At 69.4% G+C, this 23,797-nt stretch carries 19 protein-coding genes; 6 read left to right on the top strand and 13 right to left on the bottom strand.

Translation table 11 applies throughout. The features are described from left to right. Positions 1-4: 4 nt before the first annotated feature. The 4 genes from BUE42_RS07645 to BUE42_RS07630 are packed head-to-tail and all read right to left on the bottom strand — an operon-like array spanning position 5 to position 4,166. Positions 5-1,162 carry an ABC transporter ATP-binding protein gene (locus BUE42_RS07645; protein ID WP_073464004.1) on the bottom strand — a complete coding sequence of 386 codons (1,158 nt, stop codon included), beginning with the start codon at positions 1,160-1,162 and terminating at the stop codon, positions 5-7. A gap of 13 nt (positions 1,163-1,175) precedes the next feature. Then, positions 1,176-2,003: a carbohydrate ABC transporter permease gene (locus tag BUE42_RS07640; protein WP_073464003.1), complete on the bottom strand. Its 828-nt coding sequence runs from the start codon at positions 2,001-2,003 to the stop codon at positions 1,176-1,178. Further along, on the bottom strand, positions 2,000-2,914 hold the full coding sequence (locus BUE42_RS07635) for a carbohydrate ABC transporter permease (RefSeq protein WP_073464002.1): 915 nt from the start codon (positions 2,912-2,914) through the stop codon (positions 2,000-2,002). Before BUE42_RS07635 ends, BUE42_RS07640 begins: the two co-directional genes overlap by 4 nt. Positions 2,915-2,918: 4 nt before the next feature. Continuing rightward, positions 2,919-4,166: an ABC transporter substrate-binding protein gene (locus BUE42_RS07630; RefSeq protein WP_073464001.1), complete on the bottom strand. Its 1,248-nt coding sequence runs from the start codon at positions 4,164-4,166 to the stop codon at positions 2,919-2,921. Between the two features lie 295 nt (positions 4,167-4,461). On the opposite strand from BUE42_RS07630, the gene BUE42_RS07625 reads away from it, so the two are divergent. The 4 genes from BUE42_RS07625 to BUE42_RS07610 are packed head-to-tail and all read left to right on the top strand — an operon-like array spanning position 4,462 to position 9,276. Further along, positions 4,462-5,676, top strand: a complete 1,215-nt coding sequence (locus BUE42_RS07625; protein ID WP_073464000.1) for an ABC transporter substrate-binding protein — start codon at positions 4,462-4,464, stop codon at positions 5,674-5,676. A gap of 24 nt (positions 5,677-5,700) precedes the next feature. Continuing rightward, positions 5,701-6,432, top strand: a complete 732-nt coding sequence (locus tag BUE42_RS07620; RefSeq protein ID WP_073463999.1) for a response regulator — start codon at positions 5,701-5,703, stop codon at positions 6,430-6,432. Next, a complete protein-coding gene (locus tag BUE42_RS07615) occupies positions 6,425-7,879 on the top strand; it encodes an ATP-binding protein (protein ID WP_073463998.1) in 1,455 nt (484 codons plus the stop codon). The genes BUE42_RS07620 and BUE42_RS07615 overlap by 8 nt, the downstream gene beginning before the upstream one ends. A 29-nt stretch (positions 7,880-7,908) precedes the next feature. After that, the gene (locus tag BUE42_RS07610; RefSeq protein WP_073463997.1) at positions 7,909-9,276 is read left to right on the top strand and encodes an MATE family efflux transporter; all 1,368 of its coding nucleotides are present in this window, start codon (positions 7,909-7,911) and stop codon (positions 9,274-9,276) included. Here BUE42_RS07610 and BUE42_RS07605 read toward each other — a convergent pair. The 4 genes from BUE42_RS07605 to BUE42_RS07590 all read right to left on the bottom strand — a co-directional run bounded on the left by BUE42_RS07605 (position 9,273) and on the right by BUE42_RS07590 (position 14,363). Next, positions 9,273-10,640, bottom strand: a complete 1,368-nt coding sequence (locus tag BUE42_RS07605) for a type II toxin-antitoxin system HipA family toxin (protein ID WP_073463996.1) — start codon at positions 10,638-10,640, stop codon at positions 9,273-9,275. The two genes, BUE42_RS07610 and BUE42_RS07605, sit on opposite strands and share 4 nt — an antisense overlap. Continuing rightward, the gene (locus BUE42_RS07600) at positions 10,630-10,938 is read right to left on the bottom strand and encodes a helix-turn-helix transcriptional regulator (RefSeq protein ID WP_073463995.1); all 309 of its coding nucleotides are present in this window, start codon (positions 10,936-10,938) and stop codon (positions 10,630-10,632) included. The genes BUE42_RS07605 and BUE42_RS07600 overlap by 11 nt, the downstream gene beginning before the upstream one ends. Before the next feature lie 107 nt (positions 10,939-11,045). After that, positions 11,046-12,887: an RICIN domain-containing protein gene (locus tag BUE42_RS07595; RefSeq protein WP_083613950.1), complete on the bottom strand. Its 1,842-nt coding sequence runs from the start codon at positions 12,885-12,887 to the stop codon at positions 11,046-11,048. 192 nt (positions 12,888-13,079) lie between these two features. After that, positions 13,080-14,363 carry a Fic family protein gene (locus BUE42_RS07590; RefSeq protein ID WP_235002177.1) on the bottom strand — a complete coding sequence of 428 codons (1,284 nt, stop codon included), beginning with the start codon at positions 14,361-14,363 and terminating at the stop codon, positions 13,080-13,082. A gap of 260 nt (positions 14,364-14,623) precedes the next feature. Between BUE42_RS07590 and BUE42_RS07585 the strand changes: the two genes are divergently transcribed. Further along, on the top strand, positions 14,624-15,733 hold the full coding sequence (locus tag BUE42_RS07585; RefSeq protein ID WP_073463992.1) for a threonine aldolase family protein: 1,110 nt from the start codon (positions 14,624-14,626) through the stop codon (positions 15,731-15,733). On the opposite strand, the gene BUE42_RS32015 is transcribed toward BUE42_RS07585, so the two are convergent. The 5 genes from BUE42_RS32015 to glgC form a co-directional block, all read right to left on the bottom strand. Further along, positions 15,723-16,829 carry a CAP domain-containing protein gene (locus tag BUE42_RS32015; RefSeq protein WP_143171359.1) on the bottom strand — a complete coding sequence of 369 codons (1,107 nt, stop codon included), beginning with the start codon at positions 16,827-16,829 and terminating at the stop codon, positions 15,723-15,725. The two genes, BUE42_RS07585 and BUE42_RS32015, sit on opposite strands and share 11 nt — an antisense overlap. Positions 16,830-17,015: 186 nt before the next feature. Continuing rightward, on the bottom strand, positions 17,016-17,993 hold the full coding sequence (locus BUE42_RS07570; protein WP_073463989.1) for an aliphatic sulfonate ABC transporter substrate-binding protein: 978 nt from the start codon (positions 17,991-17,993) through the stop codon (positions 17,016-17,018). Positions 17,994-18,093: 100 nt separating this feature from the next. Further along, entirely contained in the window at positions 18,094-18,342 is a 249-nt protein-coding gene (locus tag BUE42_RS07565; RefSeq protein ID WP_073464118.1) for a hypothetical protein, read from the bottom strand. Positions 18,343-18,469: 127 nt separating this feature from the next. Next, the gene (gene glgA / locus BUE42_RS07560; RefSeq protein ID WP_073463988.1) at positions 18,470-19,921 is read right to left on the bottom strand and encodes a glycogen synthase GlgA; all 1,452 of its coding nucleotides are present in this window, start codon (positions 19,919-19,921) and stop codon (positions 18,470-18,472) included. A gap of 7 nt (positions 19,922-19,928) precedes the next feature. Further along, positions 19,929-21,197: a glucose-1-phosphate adenylyltransferase gene (gene glgC, locus BUE42_RS07555; protein ID WP_073463987.1), complete on the bottom strand. Its 1,269-nt coding sequence runs from the start codon at positions 21,195-21,197 to the stop codon at positions 19,929-19,931. A 129-nt stretch (positions 21,198-21,326) separates the two neighbouring features. On the opposite strand from glgC, the gene BUE42_RS07550 reads away from it, so the two are divergent. Beyond that, a complete protein-coding gene (locus BUE42_RS07550) occupies positions 21,327-23,795 on the top strand; it encodes a glycogen/starch/alpha-glucan phosphorylase (RefSeq protein WP_073463986.1) in 2,469 nt (822 codons plus the stop codon). Positions 23,796-23,797 lie beyond the last annotated feature (2 nt).

Raw genomic sequence — 23,797 nt, 5'->3', positions numbered from 1 at the left:
GCGCCTACGCGTTTGTCCGCGTCCCCGCCAGGGATTCCACCCCGTGCAGCCGCCGCTGCGCCCGCCCGTCCGCATCGAACACGTGCAGCGCCTGCGCCGGCGCGCGCCAGGCGGCCCGGTCGCCGGGTCGGGCGCGGCTCAGCGCGCTGCCGCGCATCACCAGCTCTTCGCCGCCATCGGTGCGCATGTAGACCAGGTGCGATTCGCCGAGCTGCTCCACCAGCACCACGTCACCCTCGAAGCGCACGCCGTCGCCGTCCTGCGCGGCGGGGGCCATCGCATTGGGCACGACGCTCGTGAAGTGCTCCGGCCGGATGCCGATCTCCACCGCCTGGCCGATGCGCAGCTGCGCGGCATCGACCTGCGCCCTCGCCTGCGCGCCTCGGGCCAGCGCGAGCACCAGGCCGTCGTCGCCGCTGGCCGACACCGTCGCCGGCAGCAGGTTGATCGACGGCGAGCCGATGAAGGTCGCGACGAAGCGGTTCGCCGGCTGCTCGTACAGCTCGACCGGCGTGCCGGCCTGCTGCACCCGGCCTTCGTGCATCACGACGATCTTGTCGCCCAGCGTCATCGCCTCGACCTGGTCGTGCGTCACGTAGACCATCGTCGCCTTCAGCTCGCGGTGCAGCCGCGCCAGCTCGACGCGCGTCTTCACGCGCAGCGAGGCATCGAGGTTCGACAGCGGCTCGTCGAACAGGAAGAGCTTCGGGTCGCGCACGATCGCGCGGCCGATCGCCACGCGCTGGCGCTGCCCGCCCGAGAGCTCGCGCGGCAGCCGCTGCAGCAGGTGGTCGATGTGCAGCGCCTTGGCGGCCGCTTCGATGCGGCGCTTGCGCTCGGCCCGGTCGGCGCCGTGCAGCTTCAGGCCGAAGGCCATGTTGTCGAACACGCTCATGTGCGGGTACAGCGCGTAGCTCTGGAACACCATCGCGATGCCGCGCTGCGCCGGCGGCAGGTGGTTGACGACCACGCCGTCGATTGACAGCTCGCCGCCGGTGATCTCCTCCAGCCCGCACATCATGCGCAGCAGCGTGGTCTTGCCGCAGCCGCTCGGGCCCACCAGCACGACGAACTCGCCGTCGGCGATCTGCAGGTTCACACCCTGCAGCACGACGGTGTCGCCATAGGACTTCGAGACGTTGCTCAGCGTGACTTGGGTCATGGGAACTTCAGGTTCATTTCAACGCGCCGGCGGTGATGCCGCGGATCAGCTGCCGCGACAGCAGCGCATAGACGACCAACACCGGCAGCACCGCCAGCGACAGCGCGGCCAGCACGGCGTTCCAGTCGGTCGCGAACTGGCCGATGAACTGCTGCACGCCGAGCGTCAGCGTCTGCGTGCCCTCCGACGGCGCGAGGATCAGCGGGAACCACAGGTCGTTCCAGATCGGCACCATCGTGAACACGCCGACCGTCGCGACCGCCGGCCGCACCAGCGGCAGCACGATGCGCAGGAAGATCACGTACTCGCTGACGCCATCGCAGCGCGCCGCATCCTTCAGCTCGCCGGGCACCTGGCGGATGAACTCCGACAGGATCAGGATCGCCAGCGGCAGCCCCTGCGCCACGTACACCAGCACCAGCGCGGTCAGCGTGTTGACGAGGTCCAGCGCCACCATGGTCTGCAGGATCGACACCGAACCGAGCCGGATCGGCACCATGATCCCGAACGCGAGGAACAGCGCGAGCAGCCGGTTGCCGGGAAAGCGGTACTCGGTCAGCGCCCACGCGGCCATCGCGCCGAACAACAGGATCAGCCCCAGCGAGCAGCCGGTCACGATGACGCTGTTGGCGAACATGCCGCCGATGGCCGCATTGCCCAGCACCTTGCCGTAGCCGACGACGCTCAGCGTCGCGGCGGTCGGCAGACCGAGCGGGTCGTCGAAGATCGCACGTCGCGTCTTGAACGAGTTGATCAGCACGATCACGATCGGGAACAGCACCAGCAGCGCGTAGCCGCCGAGCGTCAGGTGCACGAAGAGCGAGCGCAACAGGCGACTCACAGCGCATACCTCCGCAGCCGTCGCTGCACGATGAACAGGTACAGCGCCACGCCGGCCAGGATCACCAGGAACATCAGCGTGGCCAGGGCCGCGCCCATCGTCGCGCTGCCGGGTTGCGACTGGTAGCCGAAGAAGGTGCGGTAGAACAAGGTGCCCAGCAGGTCGGTCGAGAAATTGGGCCCGGCCGAAGCGCCCTTCACCGCATAGATCAGGTCGAAGGCATTGAAGTTGCCGACGAAGGTGAGGATGTTCACCAGCCCGAGCGTCGGCAGGATCAGCGGCAGCCTGATGGCCCAGAAGATGCGCCACGGCCCGGCGCCCTCGACGGTGGCGGCCTCGACGATGTCGTCGGGGATCGCGATCAGTGCGGCGTAGATCAGCATCATCGGGATGCCGACGAACTGCCACACCGACATCAGCGTCAGCGTCGGCAACGCGGTTTCCTCCATGCCGAGCCAGGGCTCGAACCAGTGCTGCAGCCCGACAAAGCCGAGCAGCTTCTCGCTGACGCCCCACAGCGGCGACAGGATCAGCTGCCAGCTGAAGCCGATGATCACCACCGACAGCAGCGTCGGCAGGAACAGCACCGTGCGATAGGCGGCTGCCCCGCGCACGCCGCGCAGCGACAGCAGCGCCGCCAGCACCAGCGCGACCGGGTTCTGCACCAGCGAGTGGATGACGAAGAACTTGACGTTGTTCAGCAGCGCGTTGCGAAAGCTCTCGAACCACTGCGCATCGAACAGCAGCGTGCGGAAGTTGGCCAGGCCGACATAGCTGACCACGCCGTCGGCATCGGTGCCGTAGGCGCTGAGGCGCAGCGTGTCGACCAGCGGCCAGGCGCTGAACGCGGTGTAGACCAGCACGGCCGGTGCGAGGAACACCAGCACGTGCCAGGGGAAGCGAGACCTCATCGAATCACTTCTGCGGGGCGTACCACTTGGCGAAGCCGGATTGGATGCGCTGCGCGGCATCCTTCGGCGCGAGCTTTCCGTTGATGACCTGCGAGTTCACCGTCCACAGCTCGTTCTCCATGCTCGGCTCGCCGCGGCTCATCACCTGGGCGTTCAGCCGGATGGTCGACTTGCACTGCGCGCGCCAGCCGATCATCTGCCGCGCCACCGGGTCCTTCACGTCGACCGCGTGCCTGGCCAGCGAGAAGAAGCCGGTCGCCTTGTTGGTGTACAGCTCGGCGAACTCCTTCGACGCGAGCCAGGTCAGGAACACCTTGGCGTCCGCCGGGTTCTTGCCGGCCTTGTTGATGCCCATGCCGATGTCGGTGTGGTCCGAGATGTAGCAGGCGTCGCCGGCCTTGCGCGCCGGCGGCGGGAAGGCGCCGAACTCGAAGCCCGGCTCCTTCTCGAAGTACGCGATGTCCCACGAGCCGGTCGGGTAGATCGCGGCCTTGCCCGAGGCGAACAGGTTCTGCGAATCGCCGTAGGTCTCGGCCTGGTAGCCCTTGGGCAGGTAGGCCGCCCACTTGGCCATCGTGGCCCACACGTCGACGAACTCGGGGTCGGTGAACTTCTTCTTGCCGGCGATCAGCGCGCGGCGGCCTTCTTCACCCTTCCAGTAGTTCGGGCCGATCCCGGTGAAGACGATCTGGCTGGTCTCCCACTGGTCGGCGGTGCCGAGCGCGATCGGCGCGACCTTGCCTTGTGCCTTGATCTTGTCGAGCACCGCGAAGAACTCGGCCTCGGTCGCGGGCGGCGTGACGCCGGCGTCCGAGAAGATCTTCTTGTTGTAGAAGAAGCCGTGGATCACCGAGGCCATCGGCATGCAGTAGGTGTCCTTGCCATCATCGGTCTGCCACGCGACCTTGGCCGAATCGGGGAAGTTCGCGAGGCCGGGCTCGCCATCGAGCTTGGCCAGGCGGCCCTTCTTGTACAGGTCGAGCGCCACGTCGAACGGGCGGCAGGTGATCAGGTCGCCGGCACTGCCTGCGGACAGGCGCGCGCTCAGCACCGAGTTGTATTCCGGCGGCGCGGTCGGCGAGAACTTCACCTTGATGCCGGGGTGGGCCTTCGTGAAGGCCGGCAGCAGCACCTCGTCCCACAGCGCCTTGTCGTCGGTGCGCCAGCTTTCGATGACGAGCGAGCCGGCTTGTGCGCTCGCGGTCAGGGCAAGTGCGGCGCAAGCCAGTGCGGTGCGAACGGGGTGGTTCATGGGCGGTCTCCTTCGGTGAGTGGGCGGGGCGCAAGGTACCATCGGCCGCCGTGTGACACGAGGCCCGCGCGAGGGTCCGCGCCCGGCACCGCTGCACGACGCCAAGTGCTTGTCATTCCAGGGATTTCCGACCATGAGGCGACCGGCCCTACTCACCGTTCCTTACGCTGCCCTGCGCGCCCGCGCAGGTGCCGCGAAGGACCGTGCCGCGGCCCGCGCCTTACACAACATTGCAATTCGCAGGGATTCGAAAGGCGCGTGGCGCGGGTTTGCCCTGAGTCTGCTGCTGGCCGGCATGGCGGTCGCCGCATCGGCGCAGACGCTCGACGTGCTGCACTGGTGGACCTCGGCCGGCGAGCGCCGCGCGGTCGAGCAGCTGGTGCAGCAGTTGGAGAAGCGCGGCATCGGCTGGAACGACGCCGCGATCCCCGGCGGCGGCGGTGGCGGCGCGATGAAGGTGCTGAACAGCCGCGTGCTGGCGCGCGACCCGCCCGACGCCGCGCAGGTGATCGGCCGCACGCTGGCCGACTGGTCGGACCTGGGCCTCGTGCTGCCGCTCGACGAGGTGGCGCAGCGCAACCGCTGGAGCCAGTCGCTGTTCCCGGTGGTGCAGCGCGTGATCGCGCACCGCGGCCGCATCGTCGCGGCGCCGCTCGGCGTGCACCGCATCAACACGCTGTTCTACAACCAGCGGGTGTGGTTGCGGCTGAAGCTGAATGCCCCGAAGACCTGGGGCGACGTCGAGCAGGCGGCCGCGACCTTGCGCGGTGCCGGCATCGCGCCATTCGCCTGGAGCGACGAGCCGTGGCAGATCGCCACCGTGTTCGAGACGCTGCTGCTGTCCGAAGGCGGACCGGCGCTGTATGCCGAGTTGGCCGCCACGCAGCGCTGGCAGGCCTGGCAGGATCCGCGTGTCGCGAAGGCGCTGGAGCGGCTGCGCTGGCTGCGGCGGCTGAACGGCGAGACGGCCATCGAGCAACGCTGGACCGCGTCGGCGCGCCAGCTCTTCACCGGCGACGCCGGCATGCTGATCATGGGCGACTGGACGGGGGGCGAGCTGACGGCCTGGGGCGCGCAGGCCGGCCGCGACTACGGCTGCGCGCCGGTGCCCGGCACGGCCGGCATGCACCTGTACAGCATCGACACGCTGGCGATGCTGGTCGGCACCAAGAAGCGCGAGGCCGAGCAGGAGCGCATGGCCGAGGTGGTGGTGTCGCCGGCGGCGCAGCTCGCCTACAACCAGGCCAAGGGTTCGGTGCCGGTGCGCGACGACATCGACCCCACTCAACTCGACGAGTGCGCGCGCGATTCGTGGCAGACGCTGAAGCGCGCCGACAGCCCGCAGCTGCCGAGCATCGCGCACCGCATGGCGGCCGACGAGGCCACCAAGGATGCGCTGGCCGATGCGCTGCACCGCTACCTGAAGGACCCTGCCCTCACGCCCGGGCGGGCGCAGGAGCGCCTGGTGGCGCTGATCCGCAGCGCGGCCCGGTCGACCAGCTCTCCGTGAGTCTCATGCCATGAACCTGTCGCCATGACCCTCGCCCGCAAGCGCACCATCCTCGCCGTCGACGACGACCAGAAGACCCGGCAGTTGCTGAAGCTGTACCTGGAGAAGCACCAGTACGTGGTGCAGCTGGCGGCCGACGGCGCGAGCTTCCGCAGCGGCTTCGAACGCTACCGCGACGACTTGAGCCTGGTGATCCTCGACGTGATGCTGCCCGACACCGACGGCTTCGCGCTGTGCCAGATGGTGCGGCAGCGGGCGCCGACGCTGCCGATCATCATGCTGACCGCGAGCGCGGACGACACCGAGCGCATCGTCGGGTTGGAGCTCGGCGCCGACGACTACATCGGCAAGCCCTACAACCCGCGCGAGCTGCTGGCGCGCATCAAGGCGATCCACCGGCGCGCCGGGCAGACCGAAGGCGGCGCGACGGCGCGCTACCTGCGCTTCGCCGGATTCCGGCTCGACCGGCTGGAGCGCACGGTGACCGGCCCGGACGGCCAGCCGCTGGCGCTGACCGCGATGGATTTCGACCTGCTGCGCTTGCTGGCCGAGCATGCCGGCGAGGTGATGGAGCGGGCGCGCTTGATGGAGCAGACGCGCGGCCGCGACCTCGGTCCGGCCGACCGCTCGCTCGACGTGCAGGTGAGCCGGCTGCGGCAGCGGCTGGGCGACGACGGCAAGCAGCCGGCGCTGATCAAGACGGTGCGCAGCAGCGGCTACGTGTTCTCGGTCGAGGTGCTGGCGTCGCATGATTGACTGGCGCGCCTGGTCGCAGCGCTTGTTGCCGCGCACCCTGCGCGGGCGGATCATGCTGATGATGGTGGCCGGCGTGCTGCTGAGCCAGTTGCTGGGCACCGCGATCTGGGCCTGGCAGCTGCGCGCGAACGCGTTGCGCGATGCGCGCGATGCGGCGCAGCAGACCGCGCAGAGCGCGGCCGGCGCGATCCGCTTCTTTCGCGATTTGCCGCCGCAATACCGGCCGCTGCTGATCGAGCAGTTGCGCACGATGGGCGGCACGCGCTTCTTCGTCAACGTGAACCATGCGCGCGTGCCGACCGGTGCGTTCGCGCCGTCGCGGCTGTCGGAGACGGTGGTGCGCGGCGTGCGCGAGCGGCTGCTGGCGCAGGTGGGCGACACCACGTCGTTCGAGGCCGCCTTCGCGTGGCCCGACACGCTGGTGGTGGCCGATGACGGCCGCACGCTGCGCGAGCTGCCGGAGAGCTGGGTCGAGGCCTCGCTACTGCTGCGCCCGCGGCCGGCGCCGCTGCTGGTGATCCAGGCCGAGATCGAGGCGGGCGGCTGGCTGTTGCTGGCGACGACCTTGCCCGACCCCTACTTCCTCGACAACGCGAACCCGCTGAGCAGCGACCGGCTGCTGCTGCAGGGCGCGACGCTGGTGACGGTGCTGTTGCTGGTGCTGCTGGTGGCGCGCAGCCTGACGCGGCCGTTGTCGCGGCTGGCGCAGGCGGCGAGCGAGTTCGGCAACGCGATGCACCCGAACCAGGTGCCCGAGACCGGCACGGTGGAGCTGCAGCGCACGGCGCGCGCCTTCAACGAGATGCAGGCGCGCATCCAGCGTTTCGTCGAGGACCGGGAGCGGCTGTTCGGCAGCATCTCGCACGACCTGAAGACGCCGATCATGCGGCTGAAGCTGCGCACCGAGCTGCTGGACGACGATGCGGTGCGGGCCGATTTCCATGAAGATCTGGATGAGCTCGACATGATGGTCAAGGGCGCGTTGCAGAGCGTGAAGGACAGCGACGTGCACGAGAACCTGGCCGAGGTGCGGCTGGATAGGCTGGTGGAGCGGCTGACCTCGGCGGCGCTGGCCTCGGGCGCGAAGATCACGGTCTCGCTGCCGCCGATCGCGGTGACGGGCCGGCCGCTGGCGCTGAAGCGCGCGCTGGGCAACCTGATCGACAACGGCCTGCGCTACGGCCGCGAGATCGAGGTCGGTGCCGAGCTGGGCGACGGCAAGTGCTCGGTGCTGGTGCGTGACCACGGGCCGGGGCTGCCGGAGGATTCGCTCGAGGAGATCTTCGAGCCCTATGTGCGGCTGGAGCACGGGCGCGCCCTGCATGCCGACGGGTCCGGCCTCGGGTTGTCGATCGCGCGCCGCATTGCGCGTGAGCACGGCGGGGATGTGCGGCTGCGCAATCATCCGGATGGCGGGCTGGTGGCGGCGTTGAGCTTGCCGGCCTGACCCGCGAACACTGGCATCATGCCGATCCCATGAACCGCCCATCGATCGCCACGGACACGCGCCCCCTGTGGCGCATCTTCCTCGCCTTCCTCGGCCCGATGATCGTCGGCAACGTGCTGCAGGGCCTGTCGGGCACCTTCAACGCGGTGTTCGTCGGCCAGATGCTCGGCACGCGTGCCTTGGCTGCCACGGCCGCCGTCTTTCCGATCGTGTTCTTCTTCATCACGCTGGTGATCGGCATCGGCGCCGGCGGCTCGGTGCTGATCGGCCAGGCCTGGGGCGCGAAGGAGACGCACAAGGTCAAGGCGATCGCCGGCACGGCCATCACGCTCGGCTTCGGTGTCGGCGTCGTCATCGCGCTGTTCGGTGGCGTGTTCACCGAACACCTGCTGCATGCCCTCGGCACGCCTGCCGACGTGGTCGACGATGCGGTCGGCTATGCGCGGCTGATGATGCTCGCAATGCCCGGGCTGATGGTGTTCATCCTGATCACGCAGCTGCTGCGCGGCGTCGGCGACACCGTCACGCCGCTCTACGCGCTGCTGCTGTCCACCATCGTCTCGTGCGTGATGACGCCGGCCTTCATCCGCGGCTGGGGCGGCCTGCCGCAGCTCGGCGTCACCAGCGCGGCGGCGGCCTCCATCGTGTCGTTCATCGCCGCCCTGCTCTACCTCGGCGTCCACCTGCGGCGCGCCAATCACCCGCTGTCGCCCGACCGCGAGCTGCTGCGCTCGCTGCGCATTCAGCCGCAGCTGCTCAGGCTGGTGCTGAAGATCGGCATGCCCACCGGCATCCAGATGGTCGTCATCTCGCTGGCCGAGATCGCGCTGCTCGCGCTCGTCAACGGCTTCGGATCGGACGCCACCGCGGCCTACGGCGCCGTCAACCAGGTCGTCAACTACGTGCAGTTTCCGGCGCTGTCGATCGCGATCACCGCGTCCATCCTCGGCGCCCAGGCCATCGGCGCCGGCCGCACCGACCTGCTCGGGCCGATCACCCGCACCGGCATCGTGCTGAACCTCGTGATCACCGGCACGCTGGTCGTCATTGGCTACCTGTTCTCGCGCCACCTGATCGCGCTGTTCATCACCAGCCAGCCGGTCATCGAACTCGCGCAGACCCTGCTGCACATCATGCTGTGGAGCAGCGTCGTGTTCGGCTGCGCGTCGGTCGTCAGCGGCGTGATGCGAGCGTCGGGCACGGTGCTCGTACCGATGTCGATCTCGATCTTCTGCATCGTCGCGATCGAGGTACCGGCCGCCTACGGGCTGTCGCAACGCATCGGCCTCGAAGGCGTCTGGTGGTCGTACCCGATCGCGTTCGTCTCGATGCTGGTGCTGCAGTCGGCGTTCTACCGGCTGGTGTGGCGCAAGTCGAAGATCGAGCGGCTGGTCTAGGGCCTGTTCGCCACGCGCCTCGCGATCGACTGCACCATCGGGTGCGCGTCGAAATGCGCGAGCAGGCGCGACTTCTGCAAGGTCGTCAGCGCCGACGCCTCGATCAGGCCGCGCCACTGCCCGACTGCCGCGCGCACCGCCTCGCGGATCGCCGCAGCCGCCGGCTTCTCCGGGATGCGCAACGCCGCGCAGAAGGCCCGCACCACGGCCGGCGACAGCTGTTGCTGGCGCAGCCGTCCGCCCGGCGGCGCCAGCGCCGCCGGCAGCAATGCCAGCGCATGTCCCTGGTGGCGGCTGTAGGCGGCATAGGCCACCACGTCGTAGGCCGGCGCGAAACGCGGCGCCACGCCACCCGGATAGACCAGGCCCATGTTCTTCAGGTGCATGTCGGGGTTGCCCAGCATCTCGTTGACGACCAGCCGGCGCAGCAGCTCGTGCACCGCCGCCTCGCCCAGACTGTCGAAGCCCATCAGCACGGCCGCGACATCGACATAGCTGCGCGCCGCATCACCCGCCACACCGCCGTACTTGTCCTCCGGCATCACGCCCAGCACCTGCGCGAAATCCTCGTTGTGGATGCGGCCCGCCGGGCTGCGGTCGAAACGGCGCACGGCCAGGAAGCGCGTCTGCGCGTCGCTGTCGCCCAGGTCGTAGCCATGCAGGATGGACAGCTTGGCCAAGGGCTCCAGCCAGGCCTCGCACACCTCGACACCCGCCGCAGCGGCCAGGCGCAGTGACAGGTCCTCCACCTCCGGCAGCCGCGGTTGCGCCACCACCGGCAGCTTCGCGATGATGTGGGTGTCATGGTCGCGCGTGCGGGCGACGTAGCGCTCGCCGTCGCGGATCGCGCCCACCTTCGGCTGCACGCCCGACAGCGACACCCCGTCTTCCAGCGGTTCGGCGGTGACCGACATCTCCAGCGCGTCCTGGTGCTGCGTCACGTAGCGGGCCAGCTCGTCGCGCGACAGCGCCACCGGCAGTGCATACAGGTTGCCCGGCAGGTCGCGGCCGCATGCCGCCAGCATCTCGAAGTGATCACGGGGATCGCAGCCGCGCAACTCGGCCACGCGGTCGCGGAACACGCCCTCGGGCAGCAGGTTCTGGAAGAAGGCCGGCAGCAACCAGCCGTTGCGGGCGGAGTGGCGGCCGTTGAAGGCCACCGAGCGCACGTCGCGCCACAAGGCCTGCTGCTGCAGCGGCGATTCGGCCAGCCAAGCAGCCGACACCGTCGGCTGCGGCATCGACTGCACGAAGGCCTCGTCGGCCACGAAGCGCGTCACGACCGTGTCGGCCGCGAGTTCGTAGCGGAACAGCACGCCGATGCGGCGCCGTTCGCCCAGGATCGCCAGCGCCTCAACGTTCATCGCCGTCGCGCGGGCGCACCGCCTCCAGCGCCGCCACCACGCGCGACCGGACCTGCGGCGGCGCCGTCTGCCCGGCATCGACCGCGGCCGCCGCGCCCTTGGGCACCAGCAGCAGCTCCAGGCCCAGCCGGTCGGCCAGGGCCAGCAAAGTGCTGAGCTTGAAGTCCTCGGTGCCGCTGAGCACGTTGGTCAAGGTGCGCTGCGACACGCCGGCCTGGGCCCGCAGTTCGGCCTGCGTCAAGCCGGCAAGCGCCAGCGACGAGCGCAGCACGCCGGCGACTTCCTTTATGGTGTTCATGGCAATGAAGTGCTATTTACAGTCAATAGACTACTTCATTGCCATTCAACGGGCAAGAAAAATGGCACCAAAGTGCCATTTTTCAGGTTTACACTACTTTGCAGCCATCAGCGCTGGTACACCCGCACGTAGTCCACGTCCATGCGCTGCGGGAAGGTCGTGGCGCCGTTCGGCGCACCCGGCCAGTTGCCACCGACCGCGACGTTCAGCAGGATGTGGAAGCGCTTGTCGAACGGTGCCGGGAACGCGCCGCCACTCGACCACCACTGCGTCTGCGTGTTGTACAGCGTGCCGTCGACGTAATGGCGGATGACACCCGGCTCCCACTCCACCGCGTAGGTGTGGAAGTCGTTGAGGATGCTGCTCGCCGGCACGAAGGGCTTGCCCGAGTTGGTGTTGTTCGGCCAGGTGCCGCCGTAATGCAGCGTGCCGTAGACGGTGTTGCCACCGGCCGCGCCGGCGTTCACCGCTTCCATGATGTCGATCTCGCCGCTGGCCGCCCAACCGCCATAGACCGAATCGGACGGCAGCATCCAGAAGGCCGGCCACAGGCCCTGCCCGCCCGGCAGCTTGATGCGCGCTTCCATGCGGCCGTACAGCCAGTCGCCCTTGTTCAGCGTGCGCAGCCGTGCCGAGGTGTAGTCGCGGCAGCCGTCGGTCGAGCAGAAGCGCTCCTTCAGCGCCTTGATGCTGAGCACGCCGTTGGCGACCGACGCGTTCTCGGCCCGCGCGGTGTAGTACTGCAGCTCGTTGTTGCCGCCGCCACCGCCGTTCACCTCGAAGCCCCACTTGTTGCCGTCGATCGCGCTGCCGTTGAACTCGTCCTGCCACACCAGGCGCCAGCCGGCGGGCGGCTGGGTCGGCGGCTGGGTCGGCGTCGTCGTGTCGCCGCTGCCGGCCGAGAAGGCCCAGCGCTGGTTGGCCTGCGTGCCGGTGCAATCCCATTGCTGCAGCTTGCCGCCCGAGGCGGTGCTCCATTCGGCCACGTCCAGGCACTTGCCGCTGTGGCGCGCGACGACCTGGTAGCCGTCGGGCGTCGCGTTGACGAGGAAGCGCTGGTTGTCGCCGGCGGTGTCGGTCCACTGCGTCAGCAGCGCGCCGCTGGCAGTCGAGACGCCGGCGATGTCGAGCGACTGGTGCGTCTGCGCGTTCGAGAAACGGTAGGCGCCGCCCTGCTCCGGCAGCACGTCGAACTTCTGCGTCTGCGCGCTGCTGCAGGTGGCCTGCACCGCGGCCGTGCCGGCGGTGGTGCTGCCGCCCTGGATGTCGACGCACAGGTGCGAGTGGTTCGAGCTGATCGTGTACTGCCCGACCGGCAGCGTGCCGCGGCCGGTCGCCGTCAGCGGGTAGAAGTGGTACTGCTGCGCGCCGCTGCCGTTGCAGCTCCATTGCTGGATGTTGGCGCCGTCATCGAGCGACGCGCTCGCGACGTCGACGCACTTGCTGCTGTTGACGTTGGTCAGCACGTAGCGGTTGCCCTGCACGCGCTCGATGCGAAAGCGCTGCGCGTTGGTGCCGTTGTCGGCCCACTGCTGCATGTTCGCGCCGTCGCCGGTGCCGGCCGACGCGACATCGACCGCCTTGCCGCTGCCGACGTTGATCAGCTTGTAGACGCCAGCCGACGGCTGCGAGACGTCGAAGGCCTGCGCCATGTTGGCGTTGCAGCCGGCCTGCTGGATGTTGCCGCCGTCGGCGGTGCTGGCCGCGGCCACGTCGACGCACTTGCCGCTGAGCGCATTGACGATCACGTAGCGGCCGACCGGCAGCGTCGCGGTGGAAATGCCCGCCGCGGCCTCGCGGCCGGCGCCTTGCGCGGCGGCGTTGCCATTGGCGGACGACGACGCGCCGTCATCCCCGCTACCGCAGGCCGCGACGAGCGCCGCCGCGGCGATCGCCAGCGGCAGCAACGAGATGTGGCCCGCCGTGCGGGCCGTGCTGTGAACTGTCATGAAGTGCTCTCCCCCTGTGAATGCAGGCGGATTCTGGAGGGGCACCGCACGAGCGCGAACGGGGTCATTGCAACAAGCCGAAACCCGCTTGTGCCGACCGAAGGCGCACCGTTCCAGCAGGCGATCGATGTCCGGATGCGTCGCGGCGATTGCGCCGTGTTACGTAACAGGCCGGGGAAACTGGAAACGCTTTCAGTCCGGCGCGGCGAACCGGGTGGCGGCAGCCTGCACCGCATCGAACACGCCGTCGGGCACACGGTTCTGGAACTGCTTGCGCCGATGGTTCGAGACCTTGCCCCCATTGTCCAGCGCGCTCAGCACCAGCGTCGCGAGATCGCTGCCTCGCAGGTCGAAGCGCTCGCCGACGGTTCGAACGATGGCGTCGTAGCGCGCGAGAAATTCCGTCTCCTGGCGCAGTTCGACCTCCAGCGCCTGCTCGGCCATCCGGTAGCCGAACTCGACGCAGGCGGTGGCGTCCCAATAGCGGTAGAGCGAATCGTCGCCGCGGAACTGCAGGTCGTACTGCCCTTCGTCGATCCAGCGCACACCCCAGAACTCGCGCACTGGCCGCGAATAGCGCTGCAGCACCGCGAGGTAGTCGTCTTCATGCCGCTTCATCGCCACCGACACCGGCAGCAGCGTTCCCTTCGGAAGCCGCCCGGAGCGACACAGCGCCTGGTGGAACAGGAAGCGCGACAGCCGGCCATTGCCGTCCATGAAGGGATGGATGAACACAAAGCCGAACGAGACGATCGCCGCGGCGACGATCGGATCGATGACGGTGGGCGCGGCATTCGCGAACGCCATCAGTTCGTTCATCAACTCGGGCACGAGATCGGGCGGCGGCGGCACATAGGTTACGCCGGCGGCGCCGCGCGCCGGGCCGCGCAGCCAGTTCTGCTCGCGGCGGAATTGCACCGCCTTCACGTGCAGGCTGCTCACCGCCGCGTTCTGCAGTTCGACGAGGTGGTCTTCGCTCAACGCGGGACCGTCATGTGCCTGGTGCAGCAGCGCGATGAAGCGCCGGGCCTTGTCTTCGCTCGGCGCCTCGCGTTCGATCGCGAACGAGTCTTCCGTTTCGTGCAGGTAGGCCCAGCGCAGCGCACGGTCGGTCATGCCGGCGCCGAGCGAATCGATGAACTCGCGGGTGCGGTCGAGCACGCCGGAGGCCATCGCCTTGTCGAGCCAGGGCGTGCGCTCGACGGTCGCGCAGTAGCGCAGCGAACCCAGGCCGTTGAAGGACACCCGCCAGCGGGGATCGCGACGCTCCGGGCCGGTGACGTACCGCGCCGGATCGAACACCGGCACCGTCGGTCCGCCGATCGCCGGCAGGTCGGACAGCGTTTGCCCGGTGAAGCGCTCCCACAGGCAACACGCCAGGCGGATGTAGACGCCGCTCGGCGATTGCCTGAGTTGCGCCATCAGCGCTGCCGCATCCACGCGCGGCAGGGCCTGCGCGAGAATCTGCAGGTCCACCCCTTCGTGCTTCAGAGCGAACAGCACGTGAGCCAGCGGCTGCGTCGTGTCCGGTGCAACACTGCGAGGGACGGACAGGAAGGTTTCTCCCGGCTCGATGCGCGTAACCGGCTTCAGCCACGCCGGCTTCGTGGGCGGAAGCGCCACCAGCGACAGGGACTGGCGCAGATGCTCATACCCGACGGGCCTCATTTTTTATGTCCGGTTCACAGTTTTTCTGGATTCTAGGGATATCGGCCCACTTTTTCTGAAATTCGCTCATGCCCTCCAACCCGCTGACCCCCGAACAACGCCAGCAGTTGCGCCGCCAATGCACGCTGATCGTCCCCGACTTCGCCACGCTGACGCCGGCCGAGGAGTTCGCTCGCATGGCCGCGTGGTGCGAGACCCATGGCGTCGAGCACGACCACTACGGCAACGGTGCGCTGGCCGCCGACTTCGAACGCAAGGTCGCCGCGCTGCTCGGCAAGCCGAGCGCGGTCTTCATGCCCAGCGGCGTGATGGCGCAGCTCGCCGCGCTGCGCATCCACACCGAGGCGGCACGGCTGCCGCGCTTCGGGCTGCACCCGACCTCGCACCTCGCGCTGCACGAGGAGGAGGCCTTCAGCGCGCTGCTGCAATGCCACGCGGTGCCGATCGGCGACCGGTTGCGGCCGATGCGCGCGTCGGACCTGGACGCGGTGCGCCAGCCGCTCGCCTGCGCGATCGTCGAGCTGCCGATCCGCGAAGCCGGCGGCCAGTTGCCCTCATGGGACGAACTGCTCGCACTGCACGCCGCCGCGCGCGCACGCACCCTGCCGCTGCATCTCGACGGCGCCCGGCTGTGGGAATGCGCGGCGTTCTACCAGCGCAGCCCGGCCGAGATCGCCGCCGGCTTCGAGTCGGTCTACGTGTCGCTGTACAAGGGCATCGGCGCCGTCTCGGGCGCGATGCTGGCCGGCAGCGACGACTTCATCGCGCAGGCCCGGCTGTGGCGCCGGCGCCTGGGCGGAACGCTTTACCACCTGAGCCCGATGCTGGTGTCGGCCGCGATGCGCTTCGATGAACGCCTCGCGCTGATGCCGGCGCTGTACGAGCGCGCGGTCTCGCTGGCAGCCGGCCTGAATGCGATCCCCGGCCTGCGCGTGAACCCGCGCGTGCCGCAGACCAACCTGCTGCACCTGTTCTTCGATGCGCCACCGGAGGCGGTGCTCGATGCGCGCGACGCGCTCGCCGCGCAAGACCGCGGCTGGCTCTTCGGCCACGTGCGGGCCGCCGAGGTGCCGGGCTGGAGCGCGACCGAGCTCTACGTCGGCGACCGCCTGCTGCAGGCCGACGATGCGGCCGTGCTCCCGCTGTTCGCGAAGCTGGCGGCCGCGATCAGGGCTTGATGAAGGTCACGTCGTAGCTGAAGCTCTTCGCGACGCCGCCGATCTTGACATTCGACACCGTCACGCCGAGCCTGGTGTCGGCCGGCGCCCGCGACCACGGCTGCCCGCTGCCGCCGATCGACCAGGCCATCGTGTTCTCGGCATAGTTCTTGTCGAGCTCGGCCACGCCGGTCACCGGCACGGCCGCACCGGCGTCGTCGGTCATCGTCACGGTGGCGGCCGAGAAATCCGCGCCGGGGTATGAGAACGACCAGCGCATCGCCGGCTCGGCGATCTTGCTGTCCCATGGCACGTAGCCGCGCGGGGGCCAGGGCATGCCGTTCGGCACGCTCGGTGCCGCATGCGTGTTGCCCAGCACCCACAACGCGTTGCCCTGCGGCGTGTCGCCGGTGCCGACCTCGCCAAGCACCAAGCTGAAGACCCAGCGCCGGTGGCCGAGCGACGCCACGCCGCCGTCCATCACGTACAGCGGGATCGAGCCGATGCCCGAGCTGTTGGCGCTGGCGCTGTTGAGGTTCGTGCCCCACGCGATGTTGGACTTGCCGGCGGCCGTGGCGCCATCGGCGGTGTAGCAGGTCCACGTGGTGGGCGGCGTGTGGCTGAGCTGGTCGTTGGCGTCGAACATCAGCGCCGCCTTCTGGGCCTGCGCCGATTTGGTCAGCGACAGCGCCACGTCGCCCGGCAGGCCTGCCATCGCGCGGTAGTAGTTGACCAGCTTGACGACCGCGTTCTTGTACGCGAGCGGCGTGTCGCCGGCCGCGCAGCCTGCCACATTGCCGGTCCAGCTGAACGTGGTCTTGCGCAGCGCGACGAAGCCGTCCTGGTAGCGCGCGAGCACCTCGGCGCGGTTGCTGGTGTCGATGGCGCCGAAGGCCGTGGCACTCGCGGGTGCGGGTGCGGGTGCGGGTGCGGGTGCGGGTGCGGGCGCGGGTGCAGGTGCAGGTGCCGGCGCAGGCGATGGAGCCGGCGATGGAGCGGGTGAAGGCGCAGGGGACGGTGCGGGACTGGGCGCAGGCGCCGGGCTCGGCGCATTGCCGGTCGGCGGGTTCTGGCTGACCTCGCTGCTGTCGCCGCCGCTGCCGCAGGCGGCCAGCATGAACAGGCTCAATAGCCCGGCCGGGGATCCGATGGAATGACGATGAGAGGGCATGCCCCTAGGCAAGCAAGCACGGGACCACGCGGCACAGGCCGGCCCAGGCCCGCTGCGAGCCCGCTATCCGGCACGATCCGCACACAGGGTGTTGCAAGGCCGACGCCTGGCGTCACACCCTCCGCTGTTGCGTCAGCTGGGTCGCCAGACCGGCGACTCGGCAATCACGACCCGGCGCGGCAGCACCCGCGCCTGCGTGAAGGCGTCGGCAATGCGCTGCTGCTCGCCCAGCGCTTCGGCATCGACCGCCTGGACCCGGTAGCTGCGCCGCAGGTTGGCCGCGGCCACCGTCGCGGCATCGAGGCCGATCACCGGCGCATGCCATTCGGCGGCGGGGCCGGGGTTCTTCTTGATCCAGTCGCCGGCGCGCTGCAGTGCGGTGAACACGGCGCCGAGCACGTCCGGGCGCCGCTGCGCATACGGCGTCGCGGCGAGGTAGAAGCGCCGGTAGCTCGACAGCGAGCCGCCGTCGAGCAGGATGCGCGCACCGGCCTGGCGCTGCACCGCGGCGAGAAACGGGTCCCAGATCACCCAGGCGGCCACGCTGCCGTTCTCGAACGCGGCACGGGCATCGGCCGGGCTCAGGTAGGCCGACTCGATGTCGCCGATAGCCAAGCCGGCCTTCGCGAGCGCCTCCAGCAGCAGGTAGTGCGCGCCGGCGCCCTTCGCGAAGGCGACCTTGCGGCCCTTCAGCTGCGCGACGTCGGTGATCGGGGAATCCTGGGGCACGACGATCGCCTGGGCCTGCGGCGACGGCGTCTCGATCGCGCAGTAGGTGAGCTTCGCGCCGGCCGCCAGCGCGAACGGCGGCACCGCATCGGCCACGTCGGCGCTCAGCTCGATCGCACCGATGTTCAGCGCCTCCAGCAGCGGCAGCCCCGAGGTGAACTCGTGCCAGGTGACGTGCACCTTCAGCGGCGCCAGCGCCTGTTCCAGCGTGCCGCGCGACTTCAGGAAGATCATCAGCGTGGACGATTTCTGGAACCCGATGCGCAGGGTCTCGGCGTCGGCCGCACGGGCGGCCGGCACGAGGCTCGCGGCCAGCGCGGCCGCGATGAAGCGGCGGCGTGGATGGGCCGGACCGGCATCGGGAAGATCGGGGGACTGCATCGAAGGCTCTCGGGGTGGCGGAGCCCGCGACGCTAAGCGCCGCCCCACGCGCCGGCAACGACGCAATGCGCAGATCCTTATGCGCCGACGGATGCGACGTTCAGGCGCTTTCGACCCGGCTGCGGTCCCGGATCACCGAGCGCCCGGCCGTCATCGCGTAGTGCAGCGCCGATTCGGGGTCGGTCCAGCAGCGGCCGTCGCACATGGCCTCGTCGCGGAACACCTCGCAGGGCGCACCGTTGCCGTGCACCTGTTTCACCACCACCGCGGCCACGTAGCCGCCGTGCGCCACCTCGATCGCGCCGGCATAGATCTTGAAATCACCGACTGTCTGCTCCTGGAAATGCATGCTCTGCTCCACGCCGGCCCCGTACCGGAAGGGGCGAACTGTGAACGCATTCGATCGCAAATTCCATCGACAAGATTGGCGCCCCCGTTTGGGGGGTGGCCCTGCTTTGCCGCCCTGCTCTGCGGTCCTACTTCGCCCGGCATTGCGCGTAGAGGCGCATGTACGAGGCCGCAGCCACGTCCCACGAGAACTCCTGCGCCATCGCGCGGCGCATCAGCTGCTGCCACAGCGCCGGCTGGCCGTAGGCGTGCAGCAGCCGGTCGACCGTGACCTCCAGCGCCATCGAGCTGGCCGGCTCGAACGAGAAGCCGGTCGCGCGGTCGGTGCGGATCGTCTCGTCGGTCGTGTCGACCACCGTGTCGACCAGCCCGCCGACGCGCCGCACCACCGGCAACGTGCCGTAGCGCAGCGCATACAGCTGCGTCAGCCCGCAGGGCTCGAAGCGCGACGGCATCAGCAGCGCGTCGCTGCCGGCGATGATGCGGTGCGCGAGCGCCTCGTCGTACACCGTGCGCACCGCCACCTGCGCCGGGTGGGCGCGCGCGGCGCCTTCGAAGGCGGCCTCCAGCGCGCGGTCGCCATTGCCCTGCAGCGCGAACTGCCCGCCGCGCTGCAGGATGCCGGGCAGCGCCGCCAGCACCAGGTCGAGCCCCTTCTGCGAGGTGAGCCGGCTGACGACGCCGAACAACGGCGAATCGGCGCGCCGCTCCAGCCCCAGCTCGTTCTGCAGCGCGAGCTTGCAGACCGCCTTGCCGACCAGCGAATCGGCCTGGTAGCGCTTGGCGATGCCGGCATCGGTGGCCGGGTTCCAGACCTCCGGGTCGACGCCGTTCAGGATGCCGCAGACATCGCCGCCGCGGCCGCGGATGACGCCGTCGAGCCCGCAGCCGTATTCATGGGTCGCGATCTCGCGCGCGTAGGTCGGGCTGACGGTCGTCACGCGGTCGGCGAACTTCAGCCCCGCCTTCATGAACGACAGCTGGCTGTGGTACTCGACGCCCGAGGCCGCCATGTAGCGCGAAGGCAGCCCGAGCAGGTTGAAGTCGCCCGCCGGGAACAGCCCCTGGTAGGCCAGGTTGTGCACCGTGAAGACGCGCGCCGCGCGCGTCGGCGCATGGGCGTGCGCATAGGCGCAGGCCATCGCGGCATGCCAGTCGTGCGTGTGCAGCACCTCGGGCACCCAGTCGGGGTCGAACTCGCCGGCGGCGATGTGGGCCGCGACCCAGCCGAGCAACGCGAAGCGCTGTGCGTTGTCGGGCCATTCGTTTCCGTCGGGCGCCTGGTAGGGGCTGCCGCCGCGCCGGTACAGGTAGGGTGCATCGACCACGTAGACCGGCAGGTGGCTGTACGGCATCGTGCCGAGCGTCAGCCGCACGCGCGCCGCGCCGAAGGCCGCACCGATCTCGCAGACGGTCTTCTGGTGCAGCACCGCGTCGGCGATGGCCGGCAGCCCGGGCAGCACCAGCCGCACGTCCGCGCCGGCGCGCGCGAGCGCCTGGGGCAAGGCGCCGGCCACGTCGGCCAGGCCGCCGGTCTTGACCAGCGGGAAGATTTCAGCGGCGACCTGGAGTACTTTCATGCAGTGATCAGGCGGTGAGTTTGGCGAGCATGTCGCGCGTGACGAGGGTGATGCCGTTCTCGGAACGGTGGAAGCGCTCGGCATCGAGTTCGGCATCCTCGCCGATCACCATGCCGTCGGGGATCACGCAGGCGCGGTCGACCACCACCCTCGTCAGCCGAGCGCCGCGGCCGATCTGCGCGCCCGGCAGCAGCACCGACCAGGCGACGACCGCGTGCGAATGCACCCGCACGCTCGAGAACAGCACGGTGCGCGTGACCGAGCCCGAGACGATGCAGCCGCCCGACACCAGCGACTCGACCGCCATGCCGCGGCGCTCGTCCTGGTTGTGCACGAACTTGGCCGGCGGCAGCTGCTCCTGGTACGTCCAGATCGGCCAGCGCTTGTCGTACAGGTTCAGCAGCGGGTCGGTGGCGGTCAGGTCGATGTTGGCATCCCAGTACGCGTCGATGGTGCCGACGTCGCGCCAGTACGGCGCCTCGCCATGCCGCGTGCTGACGCAGCTCAGCTCGAACGGGTGCGCCGAGGCCTGGCCGTTGCGCACCGCGCGCGGGATGATGTCCTTGCCGAAGTCGTGGCTCGAATCGGCGTCGTTCATGTCGCGCTCGAGTTCCTTGTAGAGGTAGCGCGCGTTGAAGATGTAGATGCCCATGCTCGCGAGCGCCATGTCGGGGCGGCCCGGCATCGGCGGCGGGTCGGCCGGCTTCTCGACGAACTCGGTGATGTGGTTGTCGCGGTCGACCGCCATCACGCCGAAGGCCACCGCCTCGTGGCGCGGCACCGCGATGCAGCCCACCGTGCACTCGCGCCCCTTGGCCACGTGGTCGGCCAGCATCAGCGCGTAGTTCATCTTGTAGATGTGGTCGCCGGCCAGCACCACCACGTAGTCGGCGCCGTAGCTCGCGAGGATGTCCTGGTTCTGGTAGACGGCGTCGGCGGTGCCGCGGTACCAGCTCTCGTCGTCGTTGCGCTGCTGCGCCGGCAGCAGGTCGACGAACTCGTTCATCTCGCTCTTCAGGAAGGCCCAGCCGCGCTGCAGGTGGCGCAGCAGGCTGTGCGACTTGTACTGCGTGATCACGCCGATGCGCCGGATGCCGGAGTTCAGGCAGTTCGACAGCGCGAAATCGATGATGCGGAACTTGCCGCCGAAGTAGACGGCCGGCTTGGCGCGGCGGTCGGTCAGGTTCTTCAGCCGGCTGCCCCGGCCGCCGGCCAGCACCAGCGCGACGGCGCGCTTGGGCAGGTCGAGGCTCAACGCAAGATCGATGGGTTGCATGATGTCTCCAGGAGGGGTCGCGGCGCGCACCGATTGTGCACGGCCCGCACCGCATTGAAGCACTGCCCCCGCGCTTGCGCACGCCGGGACAAACGAGCAAAGTCTGGCCCAAACCCAAGGACCCCGCTGATGACCTCTCCTTTCACGACCCAGCAGATGCAGGCCGGCCTCGACGAGCAACTGCTGAAGACCGTCGGCGTCGCGCCGCCCGCCGCCACCCCCGTCGACCTGATGCACGGCGTGGCCCAGGTCGCGCGCCAGCAGCTCTCCGAACGCTGGGTCCAGACCCAGGCCATCGAACGCGCCGCGAAGGCCCGCCGCGTCTGCTACCTGTCGATGGAGTTCCTGATCGGCCGCACGCTGTCGAACGCGCTCGCGGCGCTCGACCTGCGCGAACCGGCCGCCGCCGCGGTCGCGCTGCATGCGCAGACGCTCGAGGACGTGGCCGACCACGAGCCCGATGCTGCTCTGGGCAACGGCGGCCTCGGCCGGCTGGCCGCCTGCTTCCTCGATTCGATGGCCACGCTCGGTCTGCCGTCGTTCGGCTACGGCATCCGCTACGAATACGGCATGTTCGCGCAGGGCATCGCGCACGGCCGCCAGGTCGAGCACCCCGATCCGTGGCTGGCCGACGGCACGCCGTGGGAGTTTCCGCGGCCCGGCATCAGCTACCCGGTGCGCTTCGGCGGCCATGTCGAGCAGCACATGCATGCCGACGGCAAGGCCCACGCGGTGTGGCGCCCGGCCGGCTCGGTCGAGGCCAAGGCCTACGACATGGTGATCCCCGGCCACGGCACGCAGAAGGTCAGCACCTTGCGCCTCTGGAAGGCGGCCGCGCCCGCCCACATCGACCTGAACGCCTTCAACACCGGCGACTACGCCCGCGCGGCCAGCGTCAAGAACGAGTACGAGAACATCTCGTGGGTGCTGTACCCGAACGACAGCACGCCGGCCGGCCGCGAGCTGCGGCTGCGCCAGGAGTATTTCTTCACCAGCGCGTCGATCCAGGACATCGTCTCGCGCCACCTCGACGAGCACGACAGCCTGCACAACCTGGCCGACCAGGTCGCGATCCACCTGAACGACACGCACCCGGCGATCGGCGTGGCCGAGCTGATGCGCGTGCTGTGCGACGACCACACGATGCCCTGGGCCGACGCCTGGGCGATCACGCAGAAGACCTTCTCGTACACCAACCACACGCTGATGCCCGAGGCGCTCGAGACCTGGGCGGTGGCGCTGATGCAGCAGGTGCTGCCGCGCCACCTGGAGATCATCTTCCGCATCAACCAGGAGTTCCTCGACCTGGCCGCGAAGCAGCGCCCCGGCGACGACGGCTTCCTGCGCCGCCTGTCGCTGATCGACGAATCGGGCGAGCGCCGCGTGCGCATGGCCAACCTGTCGATCGTCGGCAGCCACAAGGTGAACGGCGTGTCGGCGCTGCACTCCGAGCTGCTGACCAAGACCATCTTCTCGGACTTCGCGTCGCTGTACCCGACCCGCTTCACGAACATGACCAACGGGGTCACGCCGCGGCGCTGGCTGGCGCAGGCCAACCCCGGCCTCGCGCACCTGCTCGACCAGACGCTCGGCCACGGCTGGCGGCTCGACCTCGACCAGCTCGCGCTGCTGAAGGAACACGCCGGCAACGAGGCCTTCCGCAGCAAGTTCGCCGCGATCAAGCTCAACAACAAGAAGCGCCTGGCCGAGCACATCCAGCGCCACACCGGCATCCACGTCGACCCGGGCAGCCTGTTCGACGTGCAGGTCAAGCGCATCCACGAGTACAAGCGCCAGCTGCTGAACGTGCTGCACGTCGTGACGCGCTACCTGGCCATCATCGCCAACCCGACGCTCGACTGGGTGCCGCGCACCGTGATCTTCGCCGGCAAGGCGGCCTCGTCGTACCAGACGGCCAAGTCGATCATCCGGCTGATCCACGACGTGGGCACGGTGGTCAACGCCGACCCGCGCGTCGGCGGCAAGCTGCGCGTGGTGTTCATCCCGAACTACGGCGTCTCGGTGGCCGAGGTGATCATGCCGGGCGCCGACCTGTCGGAGCAGATTTCCACCGCCGGCACCGAAGCGTCGGGCACCGGCAACATGAAGCTCGCGCTGAACGGCGCGCTGACGATCGGCACCGACGACGGCGCGAACATCGAGATCCGCCAGAGCGTCGGCGACGACAACATCTTCATCTTCGGGCTCAAGACGCCCGAGGTGCAGGCGCTGAAGGCCTCGGGCTACCACCCGATGCGCCACTACGAGGGCAACCCGGCGCTGAAGGCGGTGCTCGACGCGATCTCCGGCGGCCTGTTCTCGCCCGACGAGCGCGACCGCTACCGCCCGCTGATCGATTCGCTGCTGTGGGGCGGCGACCACTACCTGCTGCTGGCCGACTACGACGCCTACGTGCAGACGCAGCAGCGCGTCGACACGCTGTTCGGCCACCGCGAGGCCTGGATCGCGCGCGCGATCGCCAACGTGGCCGGCATGGGCGTGTTCTCGTCCGACCGCACGATCCGCGAGTACGCGCGCGACATCTGGAACATCGACCCCGAGCTGAAGGCCGGCACGGCGCTACGATCGGTGGCATGACC

The sequence above is a fragment of the Rhizobacter sp. OV335 genome, assembly GCF_900142965.1.
Classification (GTDB): Bacteria; Pseudomonadota; Gammaproteobacteria; order Burkholderiales; family Burkholderiaceae_C; genus Rhizobacter.
This window is presented reverse-complemented; position numbering and strand designations above follow the sequence as displayed.

Coding starts and splice junctions, on each gene's coding strand:
- glgC (WP_073463987.1), bottom strand. CDS start 21,197: ATGCAACCCATCGATCTTGCGTTGAGCCTCGACCTGCCCAAGCGCGCC.
- glgA (WP_073463988.1), bottom strand. CDS start 19,921: ATGAAAGTACTCCAGGTCGCCGCTGAAATCTTCCCGCTGGTCAAGACC.
- BUE42_RS07570 (WP_073463989.1), bottom strand. CDS start 17,993: ATGCAGTCCCCCGATCTTCCCGATGCCGGTCCGGCCCATCCACGCCGC.
- BUE42_RS07585 (WP_073463992.1), top strand. CDS start 14,624: ATGCCCTCCAACCCGCTGACCCCCGAACAACGCCAGCAGTTGCGCCGC.
- BUE42_RS32015 (WP_143171359.1), bottom strand. CDS start 16,829: ATGCTGGCCGCCTGCGGCAGCGGCGGCGACAGCAGCGAGGTCAGCCAG.
- BUE42_RS07630 (WP_073464001.1), bottom strand. CDS start 4,166: ATGAACCACCCCGTTCGCACCGCACTGGCTTGCGCCGCACTTGCCCTG.
- BUE42_RS07600 (WP_073463995.1), bottom strand. CDS start 10,938: ATGAACACCATAAAGGAAGTCGCCGGCGTGCTGCGCTCGTCGCTGGCG.
- BUE42_RS07565 (WP_073464118.1), bottom strand. CDS start 18,342: ATGCATTTCCAGGAGCAGACAGTCGGTGATTTCAAGATCTATGCCGGC.
- BUE42_RS07610 (WP_073463997.1), top strand. CDS start 7,909: ATGAACCGCCCATCGATCGCCACGGACACGCGCCCCCTGTGGCGCATC.
- BUE42_RS07605 (WP_073463996.1), bottom strand. CDS start 10,640: ATGAACGTTGAGGCGCTGGCGATCCTGGGCGAACGGCGCCGCATCGGC.
- BUE42_RS07595 (WP_083613950.1), bottom strand. CDS start 12,887: ATGACAGTTCACAGCACGGCCCGCACGGCGGGCCACATCTCGTTGCTG.
- BUE42_RS07635 (WP_073464002.1), bottom strand. CDS start 2,914: ATGAGGTCTCGCTTCCCCTGGCACGTGCTGGTGTTCCTCGCACCGGCC.
- BUE42_RS07625 (WP_073464000.1), top strand. CDS start 4,462: ATGGCGGTCGCCGCATCGGCGCAGACGCTCGACGTGCTGCACTGGTGG.
- BUE42_RS07645 (WP_073464004.1), bottom strand. CDS start 1,162: ATGACCCAAGTCACGCTGAGCAACGTCTCGAAGTCCTATGGCGACACC.
- BUE42_RS07550 (WP_073463986.1), top strand. CDS start 21,327: ATGACCTCTCCTTTCACGACCCAGCAGATGCAGGCCGGCCTCGACGAG.
- BUE42_RS07620 (WP_073463999.1), top strand. CDS start 5,701: ATGACCCTCGCCCGCAAGCGCACCATCCTCGCCGTCGACGACGACCAG.
- BUE42_RS07615 (WP_073463998.1), top strand. CDS start 6,425: ATGATTGACTGGCGCGCCTGGTCGCAGCGCTTGTTGCCGCGCACCCTG.